The organism is Rhizobium bangladeshense, from assembly GCF_017357245.1.
GTDB lineage: Bacteria > Pseudomonadota > Alphaproteobacteria > Rhizobiales > Rhizobiaceae > Rhizobium > Rhizobium bangladeshense.
Genome location: NZ_CP071614.1, coordinates 89,053 through 113,896 on the forward strand (window position 1 = coordinate 89,053; position 24,844 = coordinate 113,896).

General features: G+C 62.9%; 25 protein-coding genes and 1 pseudogene. 12 read left to right on the forward strand and 14 right to left on the reverse strand.

Features of this window, described 5'->3' with window-relative positions; all coding sequences use genetic code 11:
- Positions 1-4 precede the first annotated feature (4 nt).
- A complete protein-coding gene (locus tag J2J98_RS24315; protein WP_064707311.1) occupies positions 5-646 on the reverse strand; it encodes an alpha/beta hydrolase family protein in 642 nt (213 codons plus the stop codon).
- Between the two features lie 69 nt (positions 647-715).
- Here J2J98_RS24315 and J2J98_RS24320 point away from each other — a divergent pair, with 69 nt between their 5' ends.
- The gene (locus J2J98_RS24320; RefSeq protein ID WP_138396128.1) at positions 716-898 is read left to right on the forward strand and encodes a hypothetical protein; all 183 of its coding nucleotides are present in this window, start codon (positions 716-718) and stop codon (positions 896-898) included.
- A 471-nt stretch (positions 899-1,369) separates the two neighbouring features.
- A complete protein-coding gene (locus tag J2J98_RS24325) occupies positions 1,370-2,071 on the forward strand; it encodes a DUF899 family protein (RefSeq protein ID WP_064707309.1) in 702 nt (233 codons plus the stop codon).
- A 19-nt stretch (positions 2,072-2,090) separates the two neighbouring features.
- Here the strand turns inward: J2J98_RS24325 and J2J98_RS24330 are convergent, their stop codons facing one another.
- The 6 genes from J2J98_RS24330 to hutI all read right to left on the reverse strand — a co-directional run bounded on the left by J2J98_RS24330 (position 2,091) and on the right by hutI (position 8,814).
- Positions 2,091-2,720, reverse strand: coding sequence for a J domain-containing protein (locus J2J98_RS24330; protein ID WP_011427926.1), 630 nt, complete (start codon positions 2,718-2,720; stop codon positions 2,091-2,093).
- 173 nt (positions 2,721-2,893) lie between these two features.
- Positions 2,894-3,469: a HutD/Ves family protein gene (locus J2J98_RS24335; protein WP_138396125.1), complete on the reverse strand. Its 576-nt coding sequence runs from the start codon at positions 3,467-3,469 to the stop codon at positions 2,894-2,896.
- Between the two features lie 5 nt (positions 3,470-3,474).
- Positions 3,475-5,148, reverse strand: coding sequence for a urocanate hydratase (gene hutU, locus J2J98_RS24340; RefSeq protein WP_207603693.1), 1,674 nt, complete (start codon positions 5,146-5,148; stop codon positions 3,475-3,477).
- An 18-nt stretch (positions 5,149-5,166) separates the two neighbouring features.
- Positions 5,167-5,970 (reverse strand): N-formylglutamate deformylase, encoded by an 804-nt coding sequence (gene hutG / locus J2J98_RS24345; RefSeq protein ID WP_207603694.1) that lies wholly within the window; start codon positions 5,968-5,970, stop codon positions 5,167-5,169.
- A gap of 49 nt (positions 5,971-6,019) precedes the next feature.
- Positions 6,020-7,555, reverse strand: coding sequence for a histidine ammonia-lyase (hutH, locus tag J2J98_RS24350; protein ID WP_207603695.1), 1,536 nt, complete (start codon positions 7,553-7,555; stop codon positions 6,020-6,022).
- Positions 7,552-8,814 carry an imidazolonepropionase gene (gene hutI / locus J2J98_RS24355; protein WP_207603696.1) on the reverse strand — a complete coding sequence of 421 codons (1,263 nt, stop codon included), beginning with the start codon at positions 8,812-8,814 and terminating at the stop codon, positions 7,552-7,554. Before hutI ends, hutH begins: the two co-directional genes overlap by 4 nt.
- A 121-nt stretch (positions 8,815-8,935) precedes the next feature.
- Between hutI and J2J98_RS24360 the strand changes: the two genes are divergently transcribed.
- Together J2J98_RS24360 and hutC (J2J98_RS24365) are read left to right on the forward strand one after the other, a co-directional pair.
- On the forward strand, positions 8,936-10,282 hold the full coding sequence (locus J2J98_RS24360; protein ID WP_207603697.1) for a formimidoylglutamate deiminase: 1,347 nt from the start codon (positions 8,936-8,938) through the stop codon (positions 10,280-10,282).
- Between the two features lie 60 nt (positions 10,283-10,342).
- Positions 10,343-11,065, forward strand: coding sequence for a histidine utilization transcriptional repressor HutC (hutC, locus tag J2J98_RS24365; protein ID WP_207603698.1), 723 nt, complete (start codon positions 10,343-10,345; stop codon positions 11,063-11,065).
- A gap of 31 nt (positions 11,066-11,096) precedes the next feature.
- Here hutC (J2J98_RS24365) and hutC (J2J98_RS24370) read toward each other — a convergent pair whose 3' ends face one another.
- Positions 11,097-11,852: a histidine utilization transcriptional repressor HutC gene (hutC, locus tag J2J98_RS24370; protein ID WP_207603699.1), complete on the reverse strand. Its 756-nt coding sequence runs from the start codon at positions 11,850-11,852 to the stop codon at positions 11,097-11,099.
- 194 nt (positions 11,853-12,046) lie between these two features.
- Between hutC (J2J98_RS24370) and J2J98_RS24375 the strand changes: the two genes are divergently transcribed.
- The 5 genes from J2J98_RS24375 to J2J98_RS24395 all read left to right on the forward strand — a co-directional run bounded on the left by J2J98_RS24375 (position 12,047) and on the right by J2J98_RS24395 (position 16,725).
- A complete protein-coding gene (locus J2J98_RS24375) occupies positions 12,047-12,889 on the forward strand; it encodes a transporter substrate-binding domain-containing protein (protein ID WP_207245718.1) in 843 nt (280 codons plus the stop codon).
- Between the two features lie 105 nt (positions 12,890-12,994).
- Positions 12,995-13,720 (forward strand): ABC transporter permease, encoded by a 726-nt coding sequence (locus tag J2J98_RS24380; protein ID WP_207603700.1) that lies wholly within the window; start codon positions 12,995-12,997, stop codon positions 13,718-13,720.
- Positions 13,721-13,730: 10 nt separating this feature from the next.
- Positions 13,731-14,450 (forward strand): ABC transporter permease, encoded by a 720-nt coding sequence (locus J2J98_RS24385; RefSeq protein WP_207603701.1) that lies wholly within the window; start codon positions 13,731-13,733, stop codon positions 14,448-14,450.
- Positions 14,451-14,461: 11 nt separating this feature from the next.
- Complete coding sequence (locus J2J98_RS24390; protein WP_207603702.1) at positions 14,462-15,238, forward strand: ABC transporter ATP-binding protein; 777 nt, start codon at positions 14,462-14,464, stop codon at positions 15,236-15,238.
- Positions 15,235-16,725 (forward strand): HAL/PAL/TAL family ammonia-lyase, encoded by a 1,491-nt coding sequence (locus J2J98_RS24395; protein WP_207603703.1) that lies wholly within the window; start codon positions 15,235-15,237, stop codon positions 16,723-16,725. The genes J2J98_RS24390 and J2J98_RS24395 overlap by 4 nt, the downstream gene beginning before the upstream one ends.
- Before the next feature lie 11 nt (positions 16,726-16,736).
- Here J2J98_RS24395 and J2J98_RS24400 read toward each other — a convergent pair whose 3' ends face one another.
- Positions 16,737-17,279: a hypothetical protein gene (locus J2J98_RS24400; RefSeq protein WP_064707295.1), complete on the reverse strand. Its 543-nt coding sequence runs from the start codon at positions 17,277-17,279 to the stop codon at positions 16,737-16,739.
- 189 nt (positions 17,280-17,468) lie between these two features.
- Between J2J98_RS24400 and J2J98_RS24405 the strand changes: the two genes are divergently transcribed.
- Entirely contained in the window at positions 17,469-18,206 is a 738-nt protein-coding gene (locus tag J2J98_RS24405) for a phosphatase PAP2 family protein (protein WP_064713245.1), read from the forward strand.
- Between the two features lie 60 nt (positions 18,207-18,266).
- On the opposite strand, the gene J2J98_RS24410 is transcribed toward J2J98_RS24405, so the two are convergent.
- The 4 genes from J2J98_RS24410 to J2J98_RS24425 all read right to left on the reverse strand — a co-directional run bounded on the left by J2J98_RS24410 (position 18,267) and on the right by J2J98_RS24425 (position 21,944).
- Positions 18,267-20,828 carry a GcvT family protein gene (locus J2J98_RS24410; protein WP_207603704.1) on the reverse strand — a complete coding sequence of 854 codons (2,562 nt, stop codon included), beginning with the start codon at positions 20,826-20,828 and terminating at the stop codon, positions 18,267-18,269.
- 270 nt (positions 20,829-21,098) lie between these two features.
- A complete protein-coding gene (locus tag J2J98_RS24415) occupies positions 21,099-21,338 on the reverse strand; it encodes a hypothetical protein (RefSeq protein WP_064707291.1) in 240 nt (79 codons plus the stop codon).
- Between the two features lie 9 nt (positions 21,339-21,347).
- Complete coding sequence (locus tag J2J98_RS24420) at positions 21,348-21,608, reverse strand: hypothetical protein (protein WP_064707290.1); 261 nt, start codon at positions 21,606-21,608, stop codon at positions 21,348-21,350.
- Positions 21,609-21,944 carry a helix-turn-helix domain-containing protein gene (locus J2J98_RS24425; RefSeq protein WP_064707289.1) on the reverse strand — a complete coding sequence of 112 codons (336 nt, stop codon included), beginning with the start codon at positions 21,942-21,944 and terminating at the stop codon, positions 21,609-21,611.
- 161 nt (positions 21,945-22,105) lie between these two features.
- On the opposite strand from J2J98_RS24425, the pseudogene J2J98_RS30890 reads away from it, so the two are divergent.
- Positions 22,106-22,234 (forward strand): annotated as a pseudogene (locus J2J98_RS30890) (SAM-dependent methyltransferase); the annotation flags it as partial.
- A 19-nt stretch (positions 22,235-22,253) separates the two neighbouring features.
- On the opposite strand, the gene J2J98_RS24430 reads toward J2J98_RS30890, so the two are convergent.
- Positions 22,254-23,279 carry an AraC family transcriptional regulator gene (locus tag J2J98_RS24430; protein ID WP_207603705.1) on the reverse strand — a complete coding sequence of 342 codons (1,026 nt, stop codon included), beginning with the start codon at positions 23,277-23,279 and terminating at the stop codon, positions 22,254-22,256.
- 59 nt (positions 23,280-23,338) lie between these two features.
- On the opposite strand from J2J98_RS24430, the gene melA reads away from it, so the two are divergent.
- Positions 23,339-24,805, forward strand: coding sequence for an alpha-glucosidase/alpha-galactosidase (gene melA / locus J2J98_RS24435; RefSeq protein ID WP_207603706.1), 1,467 nt, complete (start codon positions 23,339-23,341; stop codon positions 24,803-24,805).
- Positions 24,806-24,844: the final 39 nt, after the last annotated feature.

Consider the following 24,844-nt stretch of genomic DNA (forward strand, 5'->3'; position numbering starts at 1 on the left):
ATGTTTAAACCGGCAGGCGCTCGGCCCATGCCTTTGCCGTCTTTGCCATAGTCGCAAGGTGGTCGGCGGCGGAGAAGCCGGAAATTTTCTTGCGCGGCTTGAGGTCGTGATCGCCGTCCTCGAGCCAGAGGACCTCGATCCGCTCGGAAAGGGCGTAGCCCGGCACTTCGTCCTTCGTGCCGAACTCGTCGCGCGTTCCCTGGCAGATCAGCGTGGGCGTCTTGAGCCCTGCGAGATGGCCGGTGCGCAGCTTGGCTGGCTGGCCGGGGGGATGGAAGGGATAGCCCAGGCAGAGCAGACCGGCGATCTTCCCCGTGTCATAGAGACGGTCTGCGACCATGCTCGCAACTCGTCCGCCCATCGACTTGCCGCCGATGATGAGAGGACCGCCGGCGCCAAGTGCGGCAATCGCCGCCTCATATTCGGGGTTGAGCGTTTCGGCGCGCGGCGGCGGCTTGCGGCCTTCCTCAGTGCGGCGAGCGGCCATATAGGAGAATTCGAACCTGACGACGCGAAAGCCGACGCCGGCAAGCGCGTCCGCTGCCGCTGTCATCGACGCCGAATCCATCGGCGCGCCGGCGCCATGGGCGAGCAGGATGGTGAAGCGCGCATCCTGCGGCCCCTGCAGCAGAAATCTCTCAAGCATCGGTAATCCTCCATCCGCCGCGGGAACCATGTCGATGGCTCTGACTTCTTCCCGGGAAGGAGACAGACAATGTCGACGAATGATGAAAACGTAAAGCCCGAGCAGCGCCGCCCCAAGGATGTCAATGCCGTTCCCGGCAAGCCGGAACCCGGCGACGCGGAATCGATGGCGCCGACGACCGTGCAGCCGGCTGGGGATGGAGACAAAAGCGAGCGGCCGGTGGTCAATCCGGTGACCGGCGCCGCTCTCTAGCGGCCGCTCGCTAAAGATGATGCAAAAACCCCTTGAAACGGCGAATGCAAGCGTCCATATAGCGGTCCTGCCTGAAAAATGGATGCGCCCAGTATCGACGTCGTCGAGCTGTTCGCTGTCCGACAGGATAAGGGCGCTCCCCGCAAGGGTCGAGCGCCCTTTTTGCTTTTCAGGCATCAGTGCGTCCGAGCAGTTTGTGTGTAGCGAGCGTGAATACCCACCAAGATCTATATAGCGCTTCGGAATCCCGAAATAGGTTGGGGGATTGAAGTCCTTGACTATTTCTCCACGGAGACACCGCGCAAACCGGCTCGAATTTCGGAATCCCGAAGCGAGGGAATTTCGGGATTCCGAAGCGGGATTTTTCGTCTCGGCGCTGTCGATTTTCGTATCCGCCATTCGTCATTCTAAGGATATGCTGAAATTCCTTACGGTCAGCACATCATCAGGCAACGACAGGAGGATATCGTCATGGATAGTCGACAGCTGGTACCCGCGGCCGTACTCGCGGCCAAGAATGGCGCCCGTTTCCCGAATGAGAGCGAGGAATATCGTATTGCGCGTGACGCGCTGCTGGCCGAAGAGATTGAATTGCGCCGGCATATCGAACGCGTGGCGAGACAGCGCCGGGCGCTGCCGCCGGGCGGCGAGGTGAAAAAGGATTATCGTTTCGAAGGCAGTAACGGCCCGGTATCCTTCAGCGAGCTCTTCGCCGACAAGGACACGCTGGTTGTCTACAGCTACATGTACGGCCCTGAGCGCGAGCGTCCGTGCCCGATGTGCACCTCGCTGCTGTCGGCCTGGGACGGCGAAGTGCCCGACATCCAGCAACGCGTGGCGCTTGCCGTCGTCGCCCGCTCGCCGATCGAAAGGCTGCTCGCTTTCAAGAAGGAGCGCGGCTGGCATCACCTGCCGCTCTACTCGGATATGACCGATGAATACAGCCGCGACTACCGCGCGATCGGCAGGGACGGCAGCGATGGCGCCGCCTTCAACGTCTTCACGCGGCGCGACGGCACCATCCGCCATTTCTGGAGCGAGGAGATGGGCGAAGCGACGGCCGATCCCGGCGAGGATCCACGCGGCGCGCCCGACCTGATGCCGCTCTGGACCGTGCTCGATGCGACGCCGGAAGGCCGCGCACCGGACTGGTATCCAAAACTGTCTTATTGAGATCAAGCACGCTCTGCCGTCAGCCGGTGGAGCGGTTTCTGGAGGTCTCGATCCATTCGAGATTGGTGACCGAAGCCTCCGGCAGCAGCGATGGATCGAGATCGTAGACATAACCGCTCAGCATGTCGGCGGCACGTTCGGCCGCCTTGATCTTCGCCTCGGTTTCCGCGACCGCCTTGGAAATCGCTTCGATGCGGGCGCGGAACATATGGGCGAGCACATCGCGCCCGGACTGCTTTTCCAACCGCTCCAGATGCAGGCCGACGCGCGACGCGTGGCGTTCCAGCTCGCTCTTGCTGAACCGCGCCTTGCGCAGTTCCTCGGAGAGGCTTTCCTGCATGACGGCGACCGGATCGAAACTGCCCGGCGCCCGCTCGTCGAGAACGGCGTCGGTCACGAGCTTCTCGATCATCACAAGCGCCTGCAACTCGGCCGCATCGGCGAACTCGACGTCATAGCCGGTATCGTCATAGACCTTGCGCCGGACCGGATCGAGCAGCAGCGCATAGGCCTTCTGCAGATTGTCGAAGGCTTCCGTATCGCCGCCCGAATCAGGATGGGCGACCTTTGCCAGGCGACGGTAAGCCGCCTTCAGCTTCGCCTCGTCTGCATCGCGTTCAACGCCGAGAATATCGTATGGATCCGTCACGCCTGCTCCCTTGCCGCCCTGATGTCACGGGCAGTCTAGGTCTTCTTCTGCATCAGAAGGGCAAAGTTTAGACCGAAAGCGGGAATGGCGTCTACGGCCCGAAACGGCAGTGGTCGGTGCTCAGGCCACGGTTTTTGCAAGATCGTCCTGTGTTTACAGATACTTGCACGATGTCAGTCCGTGGCAATTGCGACGAGATAAGCGATGGCCTCGCCGTCGATTTCCAGCGCCGTCGCCGTCGCGTCCTCGATCAGCAGCGCGTCGCCATCTCTCAGCATCCCGGTCTCGCCATTCCGCCGGAAAGACGCCGCGCCGCGATGGCAGAGCAACAGGCATGTCGGCGACGGTAACGGTACGCGCGTAGCGCCGTCGATTTCGACTCGGGTCAGGCTATGGGTGAGACCGCCCCGGCGCGTCATGACGTTGAGATCGGTGATCGCGCCGTGATCGAGTGTGGCGGTGACGGGGATATCAGCGGGGAAGGAAAGAGGAGCGCTTTGCGTCGTCAGCAGCGCCGGGGCGCGGCCGTCGATCGCGAGCACCATGCCGTTGCCCTCGAGGACCGCCAGCGTCCGGTCAATGCCCGGAAAAATCGAGAACGGTCCGTCTTCCGCGACCGTTGCCATGCTGATGCGCCAATCGAAGCCATCGATCGAAGCACTAGGCGGAAAGACGGCGATCTCCACCGTCTCTCCCTTGCCATTCTTCCACGGCATGCGCTTGTGATCGCCGGCGCGCAGGATCCTCACGCGGCTCAGTTCCCGAGAATGCCGGGCAGGCGCAGGCCCTTGTCCCGGGCGCAGTCGATGGCGATGTCGTAGCCGGCGTCGGCGTGGCGCATGACGCCGGTCGCCGGATCGTTCCAGAGCACGCGCTCGAGACGCTTGGCCGCATCATCCGTGCCATCCGCGCAGATGACCACGCCCGAATGCTGGGAGAAGCCCATGCCGACGCCGCCGCCGTGGTGCAGCGACACCCAGGTGGCGCCCGAAGCGGTGTTGAGCAGGGCGTTCAGGAGCGGCCAATCGGAGACGGCGTCGGAGCCGTCCTTCATGGCCTCCGTCTCGCGGTTCGGCGAGGCGACGGAACCCGAATCGAGGTGGTCGCGGCCGATGACGATCGGCGCGGAAAGCTCGCCGTTCTTGACCATCTCATTGAAGGCCAATGCCAGGCGGTGGCGGTCGCCGAGGCCGACCCAGCAGATGCGCGCCGGCAGGCCCTGGAAGGCGATGCGCTCCCTGGCCATGTCGAGCCAATTGTGCAGATGCTTGTTGTCGGGCAGCAGTTCCTTCACCTTGGCGTCGGTCTTGTAGATATCCTCCGGATTGCCGGATAGCGCAGCCCAGCGGAAGGGGCCGACGCCGCGGCAGAACAGCGGTCTTATATAGGCAGGCACGAAGCCGGGGAAGGCGAAGGCGTTTTCGAGGCCTTCATCCTTGGCGACCTGGCGGATATTGTTGCCGTAGTCGAGCGTCGGGATGCCGGCGTTCCAGAAGGCGATCATTGCCTCGACATGTTCGCGCATCGAGGCGCGCGCGGCCCTTTCCACCGCCTTCGGATCGCTTTCGCGCTTGGCCTTCCATTCGGCCATCGTCCAGCCCTTCGGCAGGTAGCCGTTGATCGGATCATGCGCCGAGGTCTGGTCGGTGACGATATCCGGGCGGATGCCGCGGCGAACCATCTCCGGCAGAATTTCGGCAGCATTGCCGAGCAGGCCGACGGATTTGGCTTCGCCTGCCTTGGTCCAGCGATCGATCATGTCGAGCGCTTCGTCGAGCGTCTCTGCCTTGGCGTCGAGATAGCGGGTGCGCAGCCGGAAATCGATCGAATCCGGATTGCATTCGACGGCGAGGCAGCAGGCGCCGGCCATGACGGCTGCCAGCGGCTGGGCGCCGCCCATGCCGCCGAGACCGCCTGTCAGGATCCACTTGCCCTTGAGATTGCCGCCGTAGTGCTGGCGGCCGGCCTCGACGAAGGTCTCGTAGGTGCCCTGCACGATGCCCTGCGTGCCAATATAGATCCAGGAGCCGGCCGTCATCTGGCCGTACATCGCAAGACCCTTCCTATCCAGCTCGTTGAAGTGATCCCAGGTCGCCCAGTGCGGCACGAGATTCGAGTTGGCGATCAGCACCCGCGGCGCATCCTTGTGGGTGCGGAAGACGCCGACCGGCTTGCCGGACTGCACCAGCAGCGTTTCCTCTTCCGTCAGCGTCTTCAGGGTCGCGACGATGCGATCGAAATCCTCCCAGGTGCGGGCGGCGCGGCCGATGCCGCCATAGACGACGAGCTCGTTCGGGTTTTCGGCGACATCGGGGTCAAGATTGTTCATCAGCATGCGCAGCGGCGCTTCGGTCATCCAGCTCTTGGCATTGAGATCGCTGCCGCGGGGCGCGCGGATTTCGCGAATGTTATGACGTGGATTGTTCATGACGGTTCCCCTGTCGAGTTATCGTTTCAGGCTTGGCGCGATCTGCTCAATGCGCACCAGAATGTCTTTGAGATGGACGCGAAGCCGGTCCGCCTTGGCGCTGTCATAGGCAAAGGGCGGCGTCTCTGTCTGGAGATGAGTCGATTGCGCGAGCTCCATCTGAATCGCGTGCACGCCGGTCTCGGGCCGGCCGTAGTGGCGGGTTGTCCAGCCGCCCTTGAAGCGGCCGTTGAGCACGCTGTCATAACCTTCGGCCGCTTCGACCACCGTCAGCACCGCCTGCTCGATGGCGCCGTCGCAGGTCTTGCCCATATCGGTGCCGATATTGAAATCCGGCAGCTTGCCCTCAAACAGAAAGGGAATATGCGAGCGGATCGAATGGCAATCATAGAGGATCGCCACACCATGGATCGCTCTCACGCGCTCGATCTCGGCGGCAAGGGCGGCATGATAGGGCGCATGAAAGTCGCGCAGCCGCACCGCAATATCGCCTTCGTCAGGCGCCTGCCCCTCCTTCCAGATTGCCTTGCCGTCGAAATCCGTTTCCGGAACGAGGCCGGTGGTGTTCTGACCGGGGTAGAGGCTGACGCCCTGGGGATCGCGGTTGGCGTCGATCACGTATCGATGGAAGGTGGCCCGAACGGTCGTGACATCATCGAGCAGGCCGTCATAGAGCTCGTGGATATGCCAGTCGGTATCGGCGAGAACCCGGCCATTGTCATTGAGATGGCCGTAGATCTCGGGCGGCACCTTGGTGCCGGTATGCGGGAACCCGAGGATGATGGGCGAGGTGCCCTGACGGATTTCGTATGGTGTGGTCATGGGCAAAGCGCTCCGGCGCTGCGGGGTGCCAAGGGCGGAACCATCACGCTCAACCCTCCAGAACCGGCAAGATGCCATTCGAGATGGCGGCATTCAGAGCCCCTGTCGCCACCAGTTCGGCTGCGGCGGCGAGGTCATCGGCCATATAGCGGTCGCTGTCGAGGCTCGGCACCTTGCCGCGGATCGCCGTGATCGCGTTCATAAGCTCTGGGCTGGTCGAAAGCGGCGCGCGCAGCTCGACGCCCTGGGCGGCGGTCAGCGCTTCGATGCCGATGATGCCGAACAGGTTTTCGGTCATCTGCAGGAGGCGGCGGGCGCCGTGACAGGCCATGGAGACATGGTCTTCCTGGTTGGCCGAGGTCGGGGTCGAATCGACCGAGGCAGGGTGCGACATCTGCTTGTTCTCAGACATCAGCGCGGCCGAGGTGACCTCGGCGATCATGAGGCCGGAATTCAAGCCCGGCTTCTTGGCGAGGAAGGCCGGCAGGCCATAGGAGAGGGTGGGATCGACCAGCAGCGCAATGCGCCGCTGCGAGATGGCGCCGATCTCGCAAACGGCAAGCGCGATCTGGTCGGCGGCGAAGGCGACGGGTTCGGCGTGAAAGTTGCCGCCCGACACGACGGAATTGTCCGACAGCACCAGAGGGTTGTCCGTGACCGCATTAGCCTCGATTTCGAGTGTGCGGGCGACTGAGCGCAAGAGATCGAGGCACGCGCCGTCCACCTGCGGCTGGCAGCGGATGCAATAGGGATCCTGCACACGCTCGTCGCCCTCGATATGGCTCTGGCGGATCACGGAGTTTTCGAGCAGGCCGCGAAGAGCGGCTGCGGTATCGATCTGGCCCCTATGACCGCGCAGGCTGTGAATATCGGCGTGGAAGGGTGCCGAGGAGCCCATGGCGGCGTCGGTTGACATTGCGCCGGTAATTAATGCGGATTGGGCGGCTCGATGGGCGCGGAAAAGGCCGGCAAGCGCCAAGGCCGTCGAGGCCTGGGTGCCGTTGATCAGCGCCAGGCCCTCCTTGGCGGCGAGCACGACCGGTTTCAGCCCGGCCTTTTCCAAGGCCAGCGCACCGGGAAAGCGTTCGCCGGCAAAGAAGGCTTCGGCCTCGCCCATCATCACCGCCGCCATATGGGCAAGCGGCGCGAGATCGCCGGAGGCGCCGACCGACCCTTTTTCCGGAATCAGCGGAATGACGCCCTTCTCGAGCATGCCTTCGATCAGCCGCACCAGTTCCAGCCGCACACCGGAGGCGCCACGTCCGAGCGAGACCAGCTTCAACGCCATCATCAGTCGGACGATATCCTCGGGCAGCGGCGCGCCGATGCCGCAGCAATGCGAGAGGATGAGATTGCGCTGCAATGTGGCGACGTCGGCGCTGTCGATCTTGATCGAGGCGAGTTTGCCGAAGCCCGTATTGATGCCGTAAACAGGCGCGTTGCCGGCTGCGATCTCGCCAATGCGGGCTGCCGCCTTGATTATGCCGGCATCGAAAGCGGGATCGAGCCTAGCAGGTTCGCCTGTCCAGTAGATCCTCTCGAGATCTCTGAGGGAGACGGAGCCCGGGTGGAGCGTGATGGTCATCGGCCGTTCCTTTCGCCCTTGAAGACACGTTCGTGAAGCGGGTTGAAGCCGATGCGGTAGACGAGCTCGGCGAGGCTTTCGACATTCCAAACGGCGAGATCGGCCGATTTGCCAAGCTCTATCGTTCCGGTCTCGGCGATGAGGCCCAGCGCACGGGCGCCTTCTCGGGTGGCGCCGGCGATGCACTCCTCGACGGTGAGGCCGAAGAGCGTCGCCGACATGTTCATGGTCAGCAGCATCGAGGTCAGCGGCGAGGTGCCGGGATTGCAATCGGTGGCGATCGCGATCGGCACGCCTGCCTGGCGCAGCGCCTCTACCGGCGGCTTCTGCTTCTCATGGATGGCGTAGAAGGCGCCGGGCAGGAGTACGGCGACGGTGCCGGAGGCAGCCATCGCGGTAACGCCATCCTCATCGAGATATTCCAGATGATCCGCCGAAAGCGCGCCATATGAGGCGGCGAGCTTGGCGCCACCGAGATTGGAGAGCTGCTCGGCATGCAGCTTGACCGGCAGGCCAAGCTCTTTCGCCTTGTCGAAGACGCGGGCGATCTCGGTCGTGGAAAAGGCGATGCCTTCGCAGAAGCCGTCGACGGCATCGGCAAGGCCGAGATTGTGAACGTCGTCAAGGCCGGGCAGCACGACATCGTCGAGATAATCGCCGTTGCGGCCCCTATATTCCACTGGCGTCGCGTGTGCGCCGAGATAGCTGGTGGCGACGCGGACCGGCCTGATATGGCCGAGCAGGCGGGCGCTCTGCAGCATCTTCACTTCACCGATCCGGCTGAGCCCATAGCCGGATTTGACCTCGATCGTGGTGACGCCTTCGCCAAGCAGCGTATCGAGCCGCGGCAGGGCTTCGGCGACAAGCTCCTCGACAGACAGCGCATTGGTCGCCTTGACCGAGGAGACGATGCCGCCGCCGGCCCGGGCGATCTCCTCATAGGACGCGCCGGCCAGGCGCATCTCGAATTCGCGGGCCCGATTGCCGCCGTGAACGATATGGGTGTGGCAGTCGACGAGACCGGGGGTGACCCAGCGGCCTTCGAGATCGACGATCTGGGATTGCTCGATGGCGGATGCCGGCAATTCGCTTTCGGCGCCGGCAAAGGCGATGCGGCCGTTTTCAGTGAGCAGGGCGCCTTTTTCGACGATGCCGAGACCCGCCCTGTCAGACGCGAGCGTCGCCAGCCGCGCATTACGCCACAGTACCGGCCTTATGTCTGCGGATGGGGCTTCCTCTGAAAAATTGTTCCCGGTCATCAGCTTTGCGCCTTTCCTTATATCGAAACATGTATATACATAATCGGTAGGTGACAAGAGAAATTTTGCGCGCTTTTCTGGAAAAGAAAGATCGGCGGCGCGACAGGAGGAGAATGAGGTCATGACCACACTTCACGCAGCGACGGCCCTGACCCCGCAAGGCTGGCAGAAGGATGTGCGGCTGACGCTCGAAGCCGGGCGCATCGCGCGGCTTGAGGCGAGCGTTTCTCCTGCGCCGGGCGACGAACGCCATGCTCTCGTCGTTCCCGCCATGGGCAATCTGCACAGCCATGCCTTCCAGCGGGCGATGGCGGGTCTTGCCGAAGTGCGCGGGCCTGCCAATGACAGCTTCTGGAGCTGGCGCACGGTGATGTACAAATTCGCTTTGGCGATGACGCCGGAGCACGTCGAGGCGGTCGCCGCCAAGCTCTATGCCGAGATGCTAGAGGCCGGTTTTTCCCGCGTCGGCGAGTTCCACTATCTCCATCACGACCGGGATGGCAGCGCTTACGCCAATGTCGCCGAGCTTGCCGAACGCATCGGCGCGGCGAGCGAAGAGACGGGTATCGGCCTGACGCTTCTACCGGTCTTTTATGCCCATTCCGGATTCGGGGGCGTTGCGCCGATCGACGGCCAGCGGCGTTTCATCAATTCGCTCGAAAGCTTCGAAAGGCTGATGGAAGGGTGCCGGGCGGTGACAGGCCGGCTCGACGGCGCCGAACTCGGGCTCGCGCCGCACAGCCTGCGGGCTGTGACGCCGGAGGAACTTGCAAGACTGGTGCCGATGGCGGGCGGCGGCCCCATTCATATCCATGTCGCCGAGCAGGTGAAGGAGGTCGAGGACTGCATCGCGTGGTCGGGTGCGCGTCCCGTGGAATGGCTGCTCGATCATATGCCGGTCGACCGGCGCTGGTGCCTGATCCATGCGACCCACATGAGCGAGGACGAGACGCGGCGGATGGCGAGAAGCGGGGCGATCGCCGGCCTCTGCCCGGTCACCGAGGCCAATCTTGGCGACGGCGCCTTTGCCGCGCCGCTTTTCCTTGCGGAGGGCGGGCGCTACGGCATCGGTTCGGATTCCAATGTGCTGATCTCGCTGCCCGGAGAATTGCGCCAGCTCGAATATTCGCAGCGTCTGGCGCTGCGCGCCCGCAATGTCGTCGCAGCACCCGGCGGCTCGACGGCGGTTTCCCTGTTCACCCAGGCGCTTGCCGGCGGCGGCGCGGCATTGAAGGCATCGGCCGGTCTCGTCGAGGGCCATGCTGCCGATCTCGTTTCGCTCGATATTTCAGCCGTTCCCTACCTTTCCGGCGACCAAATCCTCGATCATTGGCTGTTTGCCGGCGGCATTTCGGTCGACTGCGTCTGGGCGCGCGGCCGCAAGCAGGTGGCGGGCGGGCGCCATGTCGGGCGCGACGCGATCGACCGGCGTTTCCTCGCGGCGATGGGCGAATTGTTGGCTGCTTGAAAAAGCGCTTTTCACAGGCGGGTATCGGATTTAGATCGAGGAACCAATCGGAACGTGGCGATGAACCAAAGCCGGGATCTGACCCTGCACCAGCGCATTCTCGGCGAGATCGAGGGCCGTATCGTTTCGGGCGAATGGCCGCCGGGGCACCGTATTCCTTTCGAGGTCGATCTTGCGACGCAGTATGATTGCTCGCGCATGACGGTGAACAAGGTGCTGACCCAGCTCGCCAAGGCCGGCCTCATCGAGCGCCGCAAGAAATCCGGCAGCTTCGTCACCCAGCCGCAGGCGCAATCGGCCGTTCTCGAAATCCACGACATCAAGGCCGAGGTGCAGTCGCTGAACCTGCCCTATTCCTATACGGTTTCGAAGAAGACGAGCCGCAAGGCCAAGGCGGAAGACAGAAGCCGGCTGGAACTGCCTGTGGCGTCTTCGGTCGTCGAGGTCGTCTGCATCCACAATGCGGGTATCCGGCCCTTCTGCCTGGAGGAGCGGCTGATCAGCCTGGCGACCGTGCCTGAAGCCGCCGATGTCGATTTTCTGACGATGGCGCCGGGGCCGTGGCTGCTGAACCAGGTGCCGTGGAGCACGGCCGAACATCGCATCCACGCCATATCAGCCGGTGCCGAAGTGGCCGCGGCACTCGACATTGCGCGCAACACCGCCTGTCTGGTGGTCGAACGCCGCACCTGGAGCGGCGCCGGCCCGGTGACCCACGTGCGCTTCACCTATCCCGGCGATCGTCACGCGCTGGTGGCGCGGTTCACGCCAGCCTCGCAATAGGCGGCAAGTTCCATATACAAGATGCGACGATTTACTCTTCAAACATCTTGCCGCTGCGGGCCTCGAGCCGGTAGCGATAGCCGGGGTAGACGAGGCGGGCGGTCGAGACCACCTGCTTTGCCGACCATGTGCGCCGGCGGATTGTCAGGCAGGGTTCGGTCTTCAATATGGTCAGCAGCTTGCATTCCCAGGCCTGCGGCATCGCCGCCTCGACGACGTGCTCGGAGCCGCTGAGCGGGGCGGCCGCCGTCAGATAGGCGTTCGGCGTCACGATCGTGAAATCCTGGGCGAGATATTCGGGGGCGGCCTCGGGATGGACGAAGCGGTCCTCGATCTGCACCGGCACGCCGTTTTCGCTGTGTACGATCAGCGAGTGGAACACTGCCGCGCCGATTTCAAGTTCCAAGGCGTCGGCAACCTCGGGAGAGGCTGTTTCCTGGGCGAGAACGACGACGGAAGCCTCGTGGACATGGCCGCGCTCGGCGATTTCCTCGGCGATGTTGCGCACCTCGAACAGCGCCGAATAACCCTTTCGCTCGGCGACGAAGGACCCGACGCCCTGGATGCGCACGAGTTCGCCCTCATTGGCAAGTTCGCGCAGCGCCCGGTTGGCGGTCATCTTGCTGACGCCGAGTTCGACGACCAGCTCGTTCTCCGACGGCACCCGGTATTTCGGCGGCCACTCGCCGCTGTGGATGCGGTCGAGGATCACCTGCTTGACGCCGGCATAAAGCGGCGTGGTGTCGTTGCCCGCCAGGTCGCGCTTCATCTCCCCGGAACGCTTCATTGCCTATTCCTTCTGCACGAATGACAATCGCCGTTTAAATCGACTTTTCTCTTGCATATCACAAAATATCTCATATGGTACCATATACAACCTCCCAATCGGTCCTTGCATGAAAATAGGACGGAAGGGGCAAGCCGGCGAAGATCGGCGTTGGTGCCGCAAGGTCTGTTTCAACTCCAGAGGAGAATTCATCGATGAAATTCAGCGCAATCCTGTTTTGCGGCGTGGCGGCTTTTTCCGCTTTCGCAGCGCCGGCCTTTTCCAAGGACTGGACGAAGGCCACCATCACGCTTGAAGGCGCCTATGCGCCCTGGAATCTTACCAATGCCGACGGCACGCTCGGCGGCTTCGAGCCGGAGCTTGCCAAGGTGCTCTGCGAGCGCGCCAAGATCGAATGCACGCTCGTCGCCTCCGACTGGGACGGCATGATCCCGGCGCTCAACGCCGGCAAGTTCGACGTCATCATGGATGCGCTGTCCATTACCGAAGAGCGCCGGCAGGTGATCGACTTCACCATTCCCTATGCCGCCACGCCGGCCGCCTTCGCCACGGCCAAGGACAGCCCGCTCGCCAACGCCGCCGGCACCGGCGCCACCATCAAGATGACGCCCGGCCAGACCGGCGTGAAGGAGATCGAGGCGCTGAAGGAATTGTTCAAGGGCAAGACGATCGGCATTCAGGCGGCGACTGTTTACGCCAAGTTCGTCTATGACAATTTCGGCGACATCGCCGAGATCCGCGAATACAAGACCGGCGCCGATCGCGACCTCGACCTGCAGAATGGCCGCATCGATCTCGGCTTCGACGATGCCGTCTATTTCGCCAACGCCTTCCAAGCCGCTAACGGCGCGCTCGCCTTCACCGGCCCCGAGATCGCGGGCTCGATCTGGGGCGAGGGCGAAGGTCTCGGCATCCGCAAGGCCGATACGGAACTGCGCGACAAGTTCAACGCGGCGATCAAGTCGGCTCTTGCCGACGGCACGGTCAAGACCCTTTCGATGAAATGGTTCAAGATGGACGTCAGCCCGCAGCAATAAGCCTCCGGCCATTTGGCCGCGGGCACCGGTCTCCGGCTTTATCGCCGGGGACCGCGTGTTATGCTCAAATCCATAAGACACCGCCACGGACGGGGAACGGACGATATGGCAAGCTTGGAACTGCTCGGCTTCGGCTCGACGGGATGGGGCGCGCTGCTTATTGTCGCCGCCCTGATGACGCTCGCCGTCACCGGGACGGCGCTTGCAATCGGCGCCGTGCTGGGCGCGATCGTCGCGGCAGCGAAACTCTCCGGCAATCCTTTCCTCGTCGCGCTCGGCAACGTCTACACCACCGTGTTTCGCGGCGTGCCGGAACTGCTGATTATCTACCTCATCTATTTCGGCGGCTCCTCGGCCGTCACCTCGATCGGCAAGGCGATGGGCTACGAAGGCTTCCTCGGCCTGCCCTCCTTTGCCGCCGGCGCGCTTGCCGTCGGCATCATTTCCGGTTCCTATCAGGCGGAAGTGTTCCGCGGCGCCTTCCTCGCCATTTCCAAGGGCGAACTCGAAGCCGCCTCGGCGATCGGCATGCATCGCGGCATGCGCTTTCGCCGCATCATCATGCCGCAGGTGCTTCGCTTCGCCATACCCGGCCTCGGCAATGTCTGGCAGCTCAGCCTCAAGGACTCTGCCCTGGTCTCGGTCACCGGCCTTGCCGAACTGATGCGCACCAGCCAGGTGGCGGCGGGCTCGACACGGCAATATTTCCTGTTCTTCATCGCTGGCGGCGCGCTCTACCTTATCCTGACCAGCCTTTCGGACCGCGTCTTTAACGGCGCCGAGCGCCGCGCCAACCGCAGCATGCCGGCGTCGGCCATGGGCCAGGCGTAAGGAGGCGACGATGGATTTCACCTTTCTCGCCTCGACCATGGTCACGCTGCTCAAAGCAGTGCCGACGACGCTGATCCTGTTTTCGCTGTCGATCTTCTTCGGTGGTCTGCTGGCGCTCGTCATCGTCTGGATGCGGGTCAGCGGCAACCCGGTGCTGTCGGGCTTTGCCAAGGGCTATATCTTCGTCTTCCGCGGCTCGCCGCTCTTGATCCAGATGTTCCTGGTCTTCTACGGCCTCGGCCAGTTCGGTGTCATCCGCTATTCGTTCCTCTGGCCGTTCCTGCGCGAGCCGATGGTCTGCGCCATCCTGTCCTTGGCGCTCTGCACGGCCGGCTACACGGCGGAGATTTTCCGAGGCGGCATCCGCGCCGTCTCGCCGAAGGAGATCGAGGCGGCGCGCTCGATCGGCATGTCAGGCTTCCTGCTGGTGCGCCGCATCCTGGCGCCGATCGCCTTCCGCCACGCGCTGCCGGCCTATTCCACCGAGATCGTGCTGATGATGAAGTCGACGGCGCTTGCAAGCCTCGTCACCGTCTGGGAGGTCACCGGTGTGGCCCAGCGGCTGATCTCGCAGACCTACCGCACGATGGAAGTCTTCCTCTGCGCGGCGATCATCTATCTCGTTTTGAACTTCATCATCCTGCAGGGCATGGCCCTGCTCGAATATTCGCTCTCCCGACACCGCCGTGCGATTCCGCAGGCGCTGAAGGCGTGGGCGTTTTTGACCTGATTGGAGCAACCATGCCAGGCGTCACCCGACTTTCGGTTCGCAATATCCGCAAGAGCTTCGGCACGCACGAGGTCTTGCGCGGCATTTCCCTCGACGCCGAGGATGGCGATGTAATCTCACTGCTCGGCGCCTCGGGCTCCGGCAAATCGACCTTCCTGCGCTGCATCAACCTGCTTGAAGTCGCGAGCGACGGCGAGATCTGGGTCGACGGCGAGCATATTCAGATGGTTCACAAGAACGGGCGCAGCAAGCCTGCCAGCCAGAAGCAGGTGGACCATATCCGCTCCGAGCTCGGCATGGTCTTCCAGTCCTTCAATCTCTGGTCCCACATGACCATCCTGCAGAACGTCATCGAAGGGCCCATCCACGTGTTGAAGCGGCCGCGCGCCGAATGCATCGCCGAGGCCGAGGCACTGCTCGAAAAGGTCGGCATCGCAGACAAGCGCCATGCCTATCCCGCCCATCTCTCCGGCGGCCAGCAGCAGCGCGCCGCAATAGCCCGCGCATTGGCGATGAAGCCGAAGGTCATGCTGTTCGACGAGCCGACATCGGCGCTCGATCCGGAACTGGTCGGCGAGGTGCTGCGTGTCATGCGCGCGCTGGCTGAGGAAGGCATGACCATGCTCGTCGTCACCCATGAGATGAGTTTTGCCCGCAACGTCTCCAACCGCGTGGTTTTCATGCGCGAAGGGCTGATCGAGAGCAGCGGAACGCCGGACGAGATGTTTGCCGGCGGCGCGACACCCGCCTTCCGCCAGTTCATCGGCCATTTCGGAACGGGTCAATGACCATCACTCTCGATAGGCTGCTGAGCTGGCGCGATGTCGCCCGCGTCGGCGCAGGGGAAAGTCTTGTCTTGTCGCCGGCTGCCTGGGCGCGGGTCGACGAGGCAAGCCGCATCGTCGCGCGCATCGTCGAAACCGGCGTGCGCGCCTATGGCGTCAACACCGGAGTCGGGGCGCTGGCCGATACGGTGGTCGACCGTGCCTCGCAGAGCCTGTTGTCGCGCAGCATCGTGCTCAGCCATGCCTGCGGCGTGGGGCCGCTGCTCGCGCCCCGCGAAGTGCGGGCCATCATCGCCGCCCAGATTGCCAATTTCGCCCACGGCCATTCCGGCGTGCGGCGCGAGATCGTCGAGCATCTCGTAGCCCTGCTGGCGCATGATTGCATTCCCGACGTGCCGTCGAAAGGCTCGGCGGGTTACCTCACCCATAATGCCCATACGGCGCTCGTGCTAATCGGCGAAGGCAGCGCCACGCTCGGCGGCGAACGCCTGAGCGGCCGCGACGCGCTGGAAGCGATCGGCCTCGAACCGCGGGTGCTCGGCGCCAAGGAGGGCTTGAGCCTCGTCAACGGCACGGCTTGCGCCACCGGCTTGAGTGCCACGGCACTTTTGCGCGCCGAACGGCTGCTCGACTGGGCCGATGCCATCGCGGCGCTTACGCTGGAAGCGGCAGGCTGCCAGATCGCCGCCTTCGACGAGGCAGTGCTGAAGCTGCGCCCGTCCGCCGGCATCGAAAAGGTCGGGGCGACGTTGCGCGCCCGCCTTTCCGGCAGCGGCCTTGTCGCCGCCGCCTTCGGCCGGCGCACCCAGGATGCGCTGAGCCTTCGTTCGGTGCCGCATGCCCATGGCGCCGCCCGCGACGTCTTCGACAATTCCGCTCGCGCCGTCGACCAGGAACTGGCTTCAGTGACGGACAATCCGGCCGTCTGGGGCACGCCGGAGCAGCCGATCGTCTCCTCCGAGGCGCATGCGGTTGCCCCGGCCCTTGGGCAGGCAGCCGATAGCCTTGCGATTGCGCTGGGCCAGATCGGCGCGATCAGCGAACGGCGCATGGACCGGCTGGTCAATCCGCTGGTGAGCGGTCTGCCGCCGTTTCTCGCGAGCGATGCCGGCAGCCATTCCGGCTTCATGATCGCGCAATATACCGCAGCCGCGCTCAGCAACGAGAACCGCCGCCTTGCCGCACCCGCGGCGATGGATGGCGGCCTGACCTCCGGCCTGCAGGAGGATTTCCTCGCCCACCCGACCGCTGCCGCCGGCAAGCTGCTCGCCGTCATCGACAATGCCGAATATATCCTGGCGATCGAGCTGATGGCCGCCGCCCAGGCGCATGATTTCCTGGCTGCGACGGCGCCGCGGGCGCACGGCACGGACCTTGTCTACGCGGTCGTGCGGCAGCAGGTCTCCCATTATCGAGACGATCGGCCGCTCAATGGCGATATCGAGGCCGTGCGAAGCCTGATCCGCGAGACTGCGCCGCCAATGGGCTGAACCGGCAACGGTCAGAAAGGCTTGCTGGTCGCGGAATCCTGCTTGGGTTTTCCCCCGGCTTCGAGACGCTCGAGGCATTCATCATAGGTCGGATAGAGCTGGTCGACCCGCGAGAGCGGCAGCGTCCAGTCGCCTTCGTCGCCGGCAAAGGTCAGTTGCACGTCGGGAGTTCCAGAGAAGGAATTCTTGATGATCTTCTTCAGCCCGGCGCTTCCCTTGCTGCCCGGAGGCCAGAGGCGAAGCGTGTTCTTGTCGAAGAATTCAGCCGCAACCACTTTCGTCTGCGTACGATCGGTCAGCGTCACCTCGGTCTTGGTGTCGGCCGGAATGTCCCATGTCTTCTTCGCCACCAGCCAGAAGGTCTCCGTGGCACTCTGGCGGAACTCCATTGTCTTGCCGATTTCGCTGTCCCACAGCAGCCGGCAATAGGAAGGCTGTTCGCTGACAAAACCGACCGACCACTGTCTCGCACCGCCCATCCATTCGGTCTCGCCGAAGGCGGAGACCGGCTGCAGAGCGGCCGCCATTACAACCACAGCGGTCAGAATTTTCATCGCTGAAACCTCCAGGACAATTGGCTTAAGCCATAGCAAAAGAAAGTTGAGCTTTTGCTACCGGTCATCTGAAATCGGGCGGGGATCAGGCCCTCGAACAACTCCGAACGCTGCAAGGCCTTGAAATTGCGGCTCACCTTGCCGATCTGGCGGGGATGGACATGATATGAAGGGAGCTCGAAAGCCGGCATGAGTGAGGTTCAACGACGCGGTTTCCTGGCGAGGCTCAATGCCTATGAGCCACTGACGCTGATCATGCTGGCATCCGTCGCAGGCGGGCTATTCGTGCTGCAGCGGCTGACGAGCGAAGTTCTCGAGGGGGAAACCTTCCGTTTCGACGAGGCGGTTTTGCTGGCGCTGCGACGGGCGGACGATCTTGCCGTGCCGATCGGTCCGGCGTGGCTGACCCATGCCGTCGACGATATCACCAGCCTCGGCGGCATCACGGTCCTGGCGCTGCTGACGGTTCTCATCACCGTCTATCTCTTGCTTGACCGACGCTGGCCGATTGCGATCTTTGTCTTTTCCTCGGTGCTGACGGGCTGGCTCGCGAGCACGCTGCTCAAGATCCTTATCGCGCGGCCGCGTCCCGATGTCGTGCCGCATCTGATCGAGGTCAGCGATCTCAGTTTTCCCTCAGGGCACGCCATGGCCTCGGCGGTGACCTATCTGACGCTCGGCGCGCTCGTCGCGCGCACCCAGCGTTACCGGTCGACGCGGATCTTCGTCATGGGCGCCGGGGTCTTCCTGGCCGTCATCATCGGTCTCAGCCGGATCTATCTCGGCGTTCATTACCCCACGGACGTCTTCGCCGGATGGTGCGCCGGTGCGCTCTGGGCGCTCGGCTGCTGGCTGATCTCGAAACGATTCATTCCCAGCCGTGCGCCTGACGATGGCGTCGAAACTGCAAATGGCGACGACCAATAGGAAGTGGCGCCGCATGTTTGCGGCGCCATGGCAGTCGAACGTGAAAGTTCGCGACGCGCTTTAGGTGCGCGGCTTCAGATTTTCCGGGTCATAGATCGGCTTATAGCCGACGCCGACAACCTCCACCGGATAGCTCTCGGCGAAATACTCGACATTCAGCTTGCGGCCGACCTGGCAATGCGACCAGGGCAGGTAGGCCAAAGCAATGTTCTTGCCAACTGTCGGGCCGTAGGCGATCGAGGTCGTGTACGACCGGCGGCCGAGCTCGTCGACCAGAACCTCTCCGGTGGCGGGGTCGACAACCGGGAGGTTGCCGACGGGATAACGCTTGACACCCGACTTGTCGGTATTCTCGGTCATCACAAGCGTGCAGAGCATGGCGGGCTGATGCTCACGCGCCTTGTATTCAAGATGTTTTGCCTTGCCGCGGAAGTCGGCTTCCTTGACCTTCGGACGGGCAAGATCGGCTTCGATCAGGTTGTACTGGGTCAGGAGGTCGGCGTTCTGCAGGCGCAGGCTCTTCTCCATGCGGCGCGAATTCGCATAGGTCTCGACGCCGAAGGCCATCACACCGGTCGCGCGCAGCGCGTCCCAGACGGCGAGGCCGTCTTCGTACTTCATATGCAGTTCCCAGCCCTGCTCGCCGACATAGGAGATGCGGAAGGCGGTGACGGGCTTGCCGGCGATTTCGATCGGCTTGATCGCCGCGAAGGCGAAGTTTTCCTGATCGAGCCCGGCCGGATCGGCGACGGCCTTTTTGAGCGTGTCGCGTGCGTTCGGACCCCAGATGCCGATCGTGACGAATTTTTCCGAGACGTCGGTAATGGTCACGTCAAGGCCACGGTCTTGGGCGACGCGCTTCATATAGTGCAGGTCGCGCGGGCCGGCATCGGCGCCGTTGACGAGACGGCACCGGTCGGCCATGCGGAAGACCGTGAAGTCGGCGCGCACCATGCCTTCGTCGTCGAGGAAGTGGGTGTAGATGCCCTTGCCGATATTTGCATCGCCGCCGATCTTGGCGGCGCACAGCCATTCCATCAGCTCGACATGGTCGGGCCCCTCGATATCGACCATATGGAAATGGCTGAGATTGACGATGCCGCAATCCTCGCTCATTGCCAGATGTTCGGCATTCGAGACGCGCCAGAAATGGCGGCTGTCCCATTCGTTCTCGCGAACCGGGACGCGGTCGGCATATTTTTCCAGAAGGTGCTCGTTGGCGGCGTAGCCGTGCGCACGCTCCCAGCCGCCCAGTTCCATGAAGTAGCCGCCAAGCTCCTTTTCCCGCTCGTAGAAGGGCGAGCGCTTGACGTTGCGGCCGGATGCATAGGGTTCGCGGGTGTGGACCGCCGGGAAATAGATCTTCTGGGCGGCTTCGAAGCAGCGGCCTTCGATGAACTCCTCCGTCAGCTGATGCGGGTAGAAGCGGGCGTAGTCGATGCTGTTGTGATCGATTTCGGTGCGGCCGTCGGTCATCCAGTCGGCGATCAGCTTGCCGTAGCCCGGGCCATCCTTGACCCAGATGGCAACGCAATACCAGAGGCCGCGCACCTTCTGGCTCTCGCCGCAGGATGGGCCGCCTGCAGCGGAAACCTGCAGCAGGCCGTTGAAGGAGTGACCTTCGTTATAGCCGAGTTCGCCGAGGATCGGCGTCAGTTCCATGGCGCGCTCGAGCGGCTCGATGATCTGTTCCATCTCAAGGTCGCGCTGCGAGGGCGAAAGCCGCGCCTCGTGTTTTTCGAGAAGTTCGCGCGGATGGCACATGCGCGGATTGGTGGCTTCGTAATAACCCCACTCGATCTGGCCGCCCTCTGTCGTCGCCGGGTCGCCGGTATCGCGCATATAGGCGGAGTTGCCCTGGTCGCGCAGCAGCGGGAAGCCGATTTCCTTGCCGGTGCCTTCAAACTCGTTATAGGGACCGAAGAAGGTGAGCGGGTGGTCAACCGGCATGACCGGCAGGTCTTCGCCGACCATTTCCGCGATCAGGCGGCCCCACAGGCCGGCGCAGACGATGACATGGTCGGCCATGATCGTGCCGCGATGAGTGACGACGCCCTTGATGCGGCCGCCTTCGACGATCAGCGACTTCGCCGGCGTATTGCCGAAAACCTTGAGCTTGCCTGCCTTTTCGGCGCTATCGACCAGCTTGCCGGCAACGGTCTGCGAACGCGGAATGACGAGGCCGGCGTCGGGATCGAAGAGGCCGCCCATCACCTGATCTTCCTCGATCAGCGGGAACTTCTCCTTGATCTCGGCAGGGCTGACATAATGGGCGCGTGTGCCGAAAGCGCGGGCCGAGGAAAGCTTGCGCTTGATTTCCTCCATCCAGGCGTGGTCGCCGGTGCGCGCCACTTCGAGGCCGCCGATGCGGGCGTAATGGCCCATCTTCTCGTAGAAATCGATCGAATATTGCGTGGTCCAGACCGACAGATAGTCGTGGCTAGTGGTATAACAGAAATCCGAGGCATGGGCTGTCGAGCCGATATCGGTGGGTATTCCCGACTTATCGATGCCGACGATGTCGTCCCATCCCCGCTCGACGAGATGGTGAGCGATGGAGGCGCCGACGATGCCGCCGAGCCCGATGATGACGACCTTTGCCTTTTCCGGAAATGCTGCCACGTGCTGTTCCTTCTACTTCCGCACGAATTGAAATTACCTAGCCGCTTGGCTTGCGCTTCTCGCGTGAGATGCAGGAGCGATTTCAGCCTCGTGAGCGTGTCACACTTGCCGAAGCTGCAAAACCCCCAGACCTCTCCGTATCGAAGCTGCGATGAGCCATTATGCATAAGGCTCACAATCGCCATTGGTCCTACGCCGCCGAGTAACGGCGCAAACGCGCCAGTCCGGATCGAGGCTGGAGCTATTCGAGAAAGAGCTTGCACGCCCGAATCACGGCGCTGAAATCGCCTCGAGCCGATCGATATCCCCGAGCACGATGTCTTCTGAAACAGGCTCGCGATTGTGCAGGCGGAACCATTCGGCCGCTTCGCGCACGCGGTCGCCGTGCGGCGGGGGATAGGCGCCGAGCCGGAGAACCCACTCGCGCACGGTTTCGCGCTCCATCCGCCCCGCCCGATATCGCTCGCAGACGGTTTTCGCCGAGGCGACGAGATCATTGATGCTTTTCACGGCTGCCCCTCAATGCACGGAAGGTTCTTCATCGTCGAGAAAGGAGCGGATGCCGTCCCGCGCCACGACCGCGAGGAATTCGTCGAAAGCTTCGCGGTCGGTCGCGAAAGGCTCGTCCCACTTGATCAGGTCCTCTGCCTGGGTGACGACTTCCATCGTCCAGTCTCCATTGCTGCCGGCGGCTCGAAAGATATCGACGAGCACCGTAACCCCGTCTTCGGTGAATTCCCCCGCCAACTCGGAGTGCTCAAGCTTCTGTTTCTTTGCCATTCAACCGCCAGCGCCGGGAGGGGCGTCGTTTTTGAGATATTCTTCGTATTGGACCGTCTCGGTCTCGTCAGTGTCTATAGAAGCCGATGCCGATCTTGCCAAGCGAACGCCAGCGCCGCCGCCATTTTCCGCAATGAAAAACACGCCTCCAGCTTCCAGGCTACGCTTCATATCCTGGAGCGTCTGCTCATCGGGGAGAAGCGTTCCGGCCTCGAAACCGGCAATCGTCGCCTTGGCCACCTTCGAGGCTGAAGACAGCTCCTCCTCCGACCACGCGATGAGCGCCCGCGCGGCGCGGCACTGAGCTGGAGATAGACCTGAAGAACCGCCCTGCATTGAGACTCCGTTCCTTGTCCTGGGTCAGCAATGAAGATGTGCCCGCAGGCTGAGAAAGCAAGCAGATGATGCCCAGCACCAGGCGGCTGCTGGCCTGCGCGACCTTCGACGACCTACGCTCATTGGGTGAGGGAGGGTTGATTGACTGAATGTCGACAGGTCCTAATTTAGGTCTCCCTTATCACGCGCCGGGAGGGAAGCTGCGGAAGGTGGCGCTCGACGCCGGATTCACGCATTTCCGTCGGGCGACGGAAACGCCGTTCAACATGGTGTTCGAGGTCCGGGCCTGAATCGGCTCCAGGACCGAAGTTATTTCGGCCTGCCGATGCTGGCATACATCCCGGTTGTTCGGAACTCGGTCGGATTGGTGCCGTAGACGCGGCGGAAGACCTTCGAGAAATAATTGGCATCCTCGAAGCCGCACATGATGGCGACTTCCTTGACCGGCAGGAAGTCGGCCTTGGTCAGCAGCTTGACGGCCCGCTGCAGCCGCTGCTGCAGCACGAATTCGGCCGGCGGCATGCCTTCGCTCTCGGCGAAGCTGCGTGAGAAATGGGCGCGGCTGAGGCCGACGATGCTCGCTAGTTCGCTGACCGGCAGCGGTTTGTCGAGATTGGCGTTGATATGGTCGATCACCGGCTGCATCAATCTGAGCTCGGCGGTAAAGGCCGGTGAGCCGAAGACATCGTCATAGAGCGCCATCGCCGCTTCATAGGCAATCGCAGAGGCGGCCCCCGGCGACGTCGCCCCTTTGAGGAGGCGCAGGCTGCAATCGGCGAGGTGATCGATCGTCGAAGGCTGCAGCTTCAACACCGGGCCCGCGGTCGCCAGCACCAGCTTGTGGATGCGCAAGGTTTCTTCGCCGTTCATCGAGATCCAGAAATATTCCCAGCGGTCTCCCTTCTCCAGCCAGTAGCGGTGATTGTGCGGCACCAAAACGAGCAGCGTATCGCCGCCCTGGAGCCGATAGTTGCGGTTCTGGTAGCGCAGCCGGCCGGTGCCGCTGATCGTGTGTTGCAGCACGGTGAAAGGAGTCTGGCCGCGGCGGCGGCCGTCCCAGTCATAGGTCTCGTTCTCGCGCACTTCGTACCCGGCACTCGTCGGCATAGCATGCAGCCGCTGGCCTCCGCGAGGCAGCGAAACCGTCCTCATCGCCTGTCCATTGGTGATCAATTCCTGCAGCACAAAATTACCCCTGAAAGCATAATCCTTCTCTGGTCGGCTTGCGGATTTTCGGCATAATCGCCATCGACAAGAGGAAGAGACCACGGCCAGCACAGAGGCCGGGAGGAAAACAGGCAGTTTCACGGCTTTTTCAACCACATGCGCCCGCATGCGGCCTGGTCCTCCATATCATCTTTTCTCTAGCATTCGATTGGGTCGAGGTGAAGATCATGAGTTTCAAAATCGCTATCATCGGTGCGGGCAGCGTCGGTTTCACCAAGAAGCTGTTCACCGATATATTGTGCGTTCCGGAGTTTCGCGACATCGAATTTGCGCTGACCGATATCAGCGAACATAACCTCGAGATGATCAAGGCGATCCTCGACCGTGTCGTCGAGGCGAACAAGCTGCCGACCCGGGTGACGGCGACGACCGACCGGCGCAAGGCGCTGGAAGGCGCGCGTTACATCATCAGCTGCGTCCGGGTCGGTGGGCTGGAGGCCTATGCAGACGATATCAGGATCCCGCTGAAATACGGCATCGACCAGTGCGTCGGCGATACGATCTGCGCCGGCGGCATTCTCTATGGCCAGCGCAATATCCCCGTCATCCTCGATTTCTGCAAGGACATAAGAGAGGTCGCCGAGCCCGGCGCGAAATTCCTGAACTATGCCAACCCGATGGCGATGAACACCTGGGCGGCGATCGAATACGGCAAGGTTGACACCGTCGGCCTCTGCCACGGTGTGCAGCACGGCGCCGAACAGATCGCCGAGGTGCTCGGCGCCAAGTCGGTGAGCGAACTCGATTACATCTGCTCCGGCATCAACCACCAGACCTGGTTCATCGATCTGCGCCTCAACGGCCGCAGGATCGGCAAGGACGAGCTGGTCGCGGCCTTCGAGGCGCATCCCGTCTATTCGCAGCAGGAGAAATTGCGCATCGACGTGCTGAAGCGTTTCGGCGTCTATTCCACCGAGAGCAACGGCCACCTCTCGGAATATCTGCCCTGGTACCGCAAGCGGCCGGAGGAGATCACCCGCTGGATCGACATGTCCGACTGGATCCATGGCGAGACCGGCGGCTACCTCCGTCACTCGACGGAAACGCGCAACTGGTTCGAGACGGAGTTCCCGCAATTCCTCGAATCCGCCTCCAAGCCGATCGATCCCGCTAGGCGCTCGAACGAACATGCGAGCCACATTCTGGAGGCTTTGGAGACCAACCGGGTCTATCGCGGCCATTTCAACGTCAAGAACAACGGCGTCATCACCAATCTGCCGTCGGATGCGATCATCGAATCGCCCGGCTTCGTCGATCGCTTCGGCATCAATATGGTCTCCGGCGTCACCCTGCCGGAAGCCTGTGCGGCGACCTGCATCGCCTCGATCAACGTCCAGCGCATGTCGGTGCATGCGGCCATATCGGGCGATATCGAGCTCTTGAAGCTTGCAGTGCTGCACGATCCGCTGGTCGGCGCCGTGGCGACGCCTGAGGAGGTCTGGCAGATGGTCGACGAGATGGTCGTCGCCCAGGCGCGCTGGCTGCCGCAATATGCCGACGCCGTGCCGGCCGCCAAGGAGCGGCTGTCGAGATCGAAGGTGCAGACCCGTGACTGGGCGGGTGCTGCACGCCGCAACGTCCGCTCGATCGAGGAGCTGCGTGCGGAAAAGGCGGCTCTGAAACAGGCCGTGTGAATCGCGTGAACGATGGGTCGTCATCGGTTTCCGGGAGGG

Bases quoted from the DNA above. Each gene is read 5' to 3' on its own strand.
- J2J98_RS24315 (WP_064707311.1), bottom strand. From the start codon at position 646: ATGCTTGAGAGATTTCTGCTGCAGGGGCCGCAGGATGCGCGCTTCACC.
- J2J98_RS24320 (WP_138396128.1), top strand. From the start codon at position 716: ATGTCGACGAATGATGAAAACGTAAAGCCCGAGCAGCGCCGCCCCAAG.
- J2J98_RS24325 (WP_064707309.1), top strand. From the start codon at position 1,370: ATGGATAGTCGACAGCTGGTACCCGCGGCCGTACTCGCGGCCAAGAAT.
- hutU (WP_207603693.1), bottom strand. From the start codon at position 5,148: ATGAACAATCCACGTCATAACATTCGCGAAATCCGCGCGCCCCGCGGC.
- hutG (WP_207603694.1), bottom strand. From the start codon at position 5,970: ATGACCACACCATACGAAATCCGTCAGGGCACCTCGCCCATCATCCTC.
- hutH (WP_207603695.1), bottom strand. From the start codon at position 7,555: ATGACCATCACGCTCCACCCGGGCTCCGTCTCCCTCAGAGATCTCGAG.
- hutI (WP_207603696.1), bottom strand. From the start codon at position 8,814: ATGACCGGGAACAATTTTTCAGAGGAAGCCCCATCCGCAGACATAAGG.
- J2J98_RS24360 (WP_207603697.1), top strand. From the start codon at position 8,936: ATGACCACACTTCACGCAGCGACGGCCCTGACCCCGCAAGGCTGGCAG.
- hutC (WP_207603698.1), top strand. From the start codon at position 10,343: ATGAACCAAAGCCGGGATCTGACCCTGCACCAGCGCATTCTCGGCGAG.
- hutC (WP_207603699.1), bottom strand. From the start codon at position 11,852: ATGAAGCGTTCCGGGGAGATGAAGCGCGACCTGGCGGGCAACGACACC.
- J2J98_RS24375 (WP_207245718.1), top strand. From the start codon at position 12,047: ATGAAATTCAGCGCAATCCTGTTTTGCGGCGTGGCGGCTTTTTCCGCT.
- J2J98_RS24380 (WP_207603700.1), top strand. From the start codon at position 12,995: ATGGCAAGCTTGGAACTGCTCGGCTTCGGCTCGACGGGATGGGGCGCG.
- J2J98_RS24385 (WP_207603701.1), top strand. From the start codon at position 13,731: ATGGATTTCACCTTTCTCGCCTCGACCATGGTCACGCTGCTCAAAGCA.
- J2J98_RS24390 (WP_207603702.1), top strand. From the start codon at position 14,462: ATGCCAGGCGTCACCCGACTTTCGGTTCGCAATATCCGCAAGAGCTTC.
- J2J98_RS24395 (WP_207603703.1), top strand. From the start codon at position 15,235: ATGACCATCACTCTCGATAGGCTGCTGAGCTGGCGCGATGTCGCCCGC.
- J2J98_RS24400 (WP_064707295.1), bottom strand. From the start codon at position 17,279: ATGAAAATTCTGACCGCTGTGGTTGTAATGGCGGCCGCTCTGCAGCCG.
- J2J98_RS24405 (WP_064713245.1), top strand. From the start codon at position 17,469: ATGAGTGAGGTTCAACGACGCGGTTTCCTGGCGAGGCTCAATGCCTAT.
- J2J98_RS24420 (WP_064707290.1), bottom strand. From the start codon at position 21,608: ATGGCAAAGAAACAGAAGCTTGAGCACTCCGAGTTGGCGGGGGAATTC.
- J2J98_RS24425 (WP_064707289.1), bottom strand. From the start codon at position 21,944: ATGCAGGGCGGTTCTTCAGGTCTATCTCCAGCTCAGTGCCGCGCCGCG.
- J2J98_RS24430 (WP_207603705.1), bottom strand. From the start codon at position 23,279: ATGCGGGCGCATGTGGTTGAAAAAGCCGTGAAACTGCCTGTTTTCCTC.
- melA (WP_207603706.1), top strand. From the start codon at position 23,339: ATGAGTTTCAAAATCGCTATCATCGGTGCGGGCAGCGTCGGTTTCACC.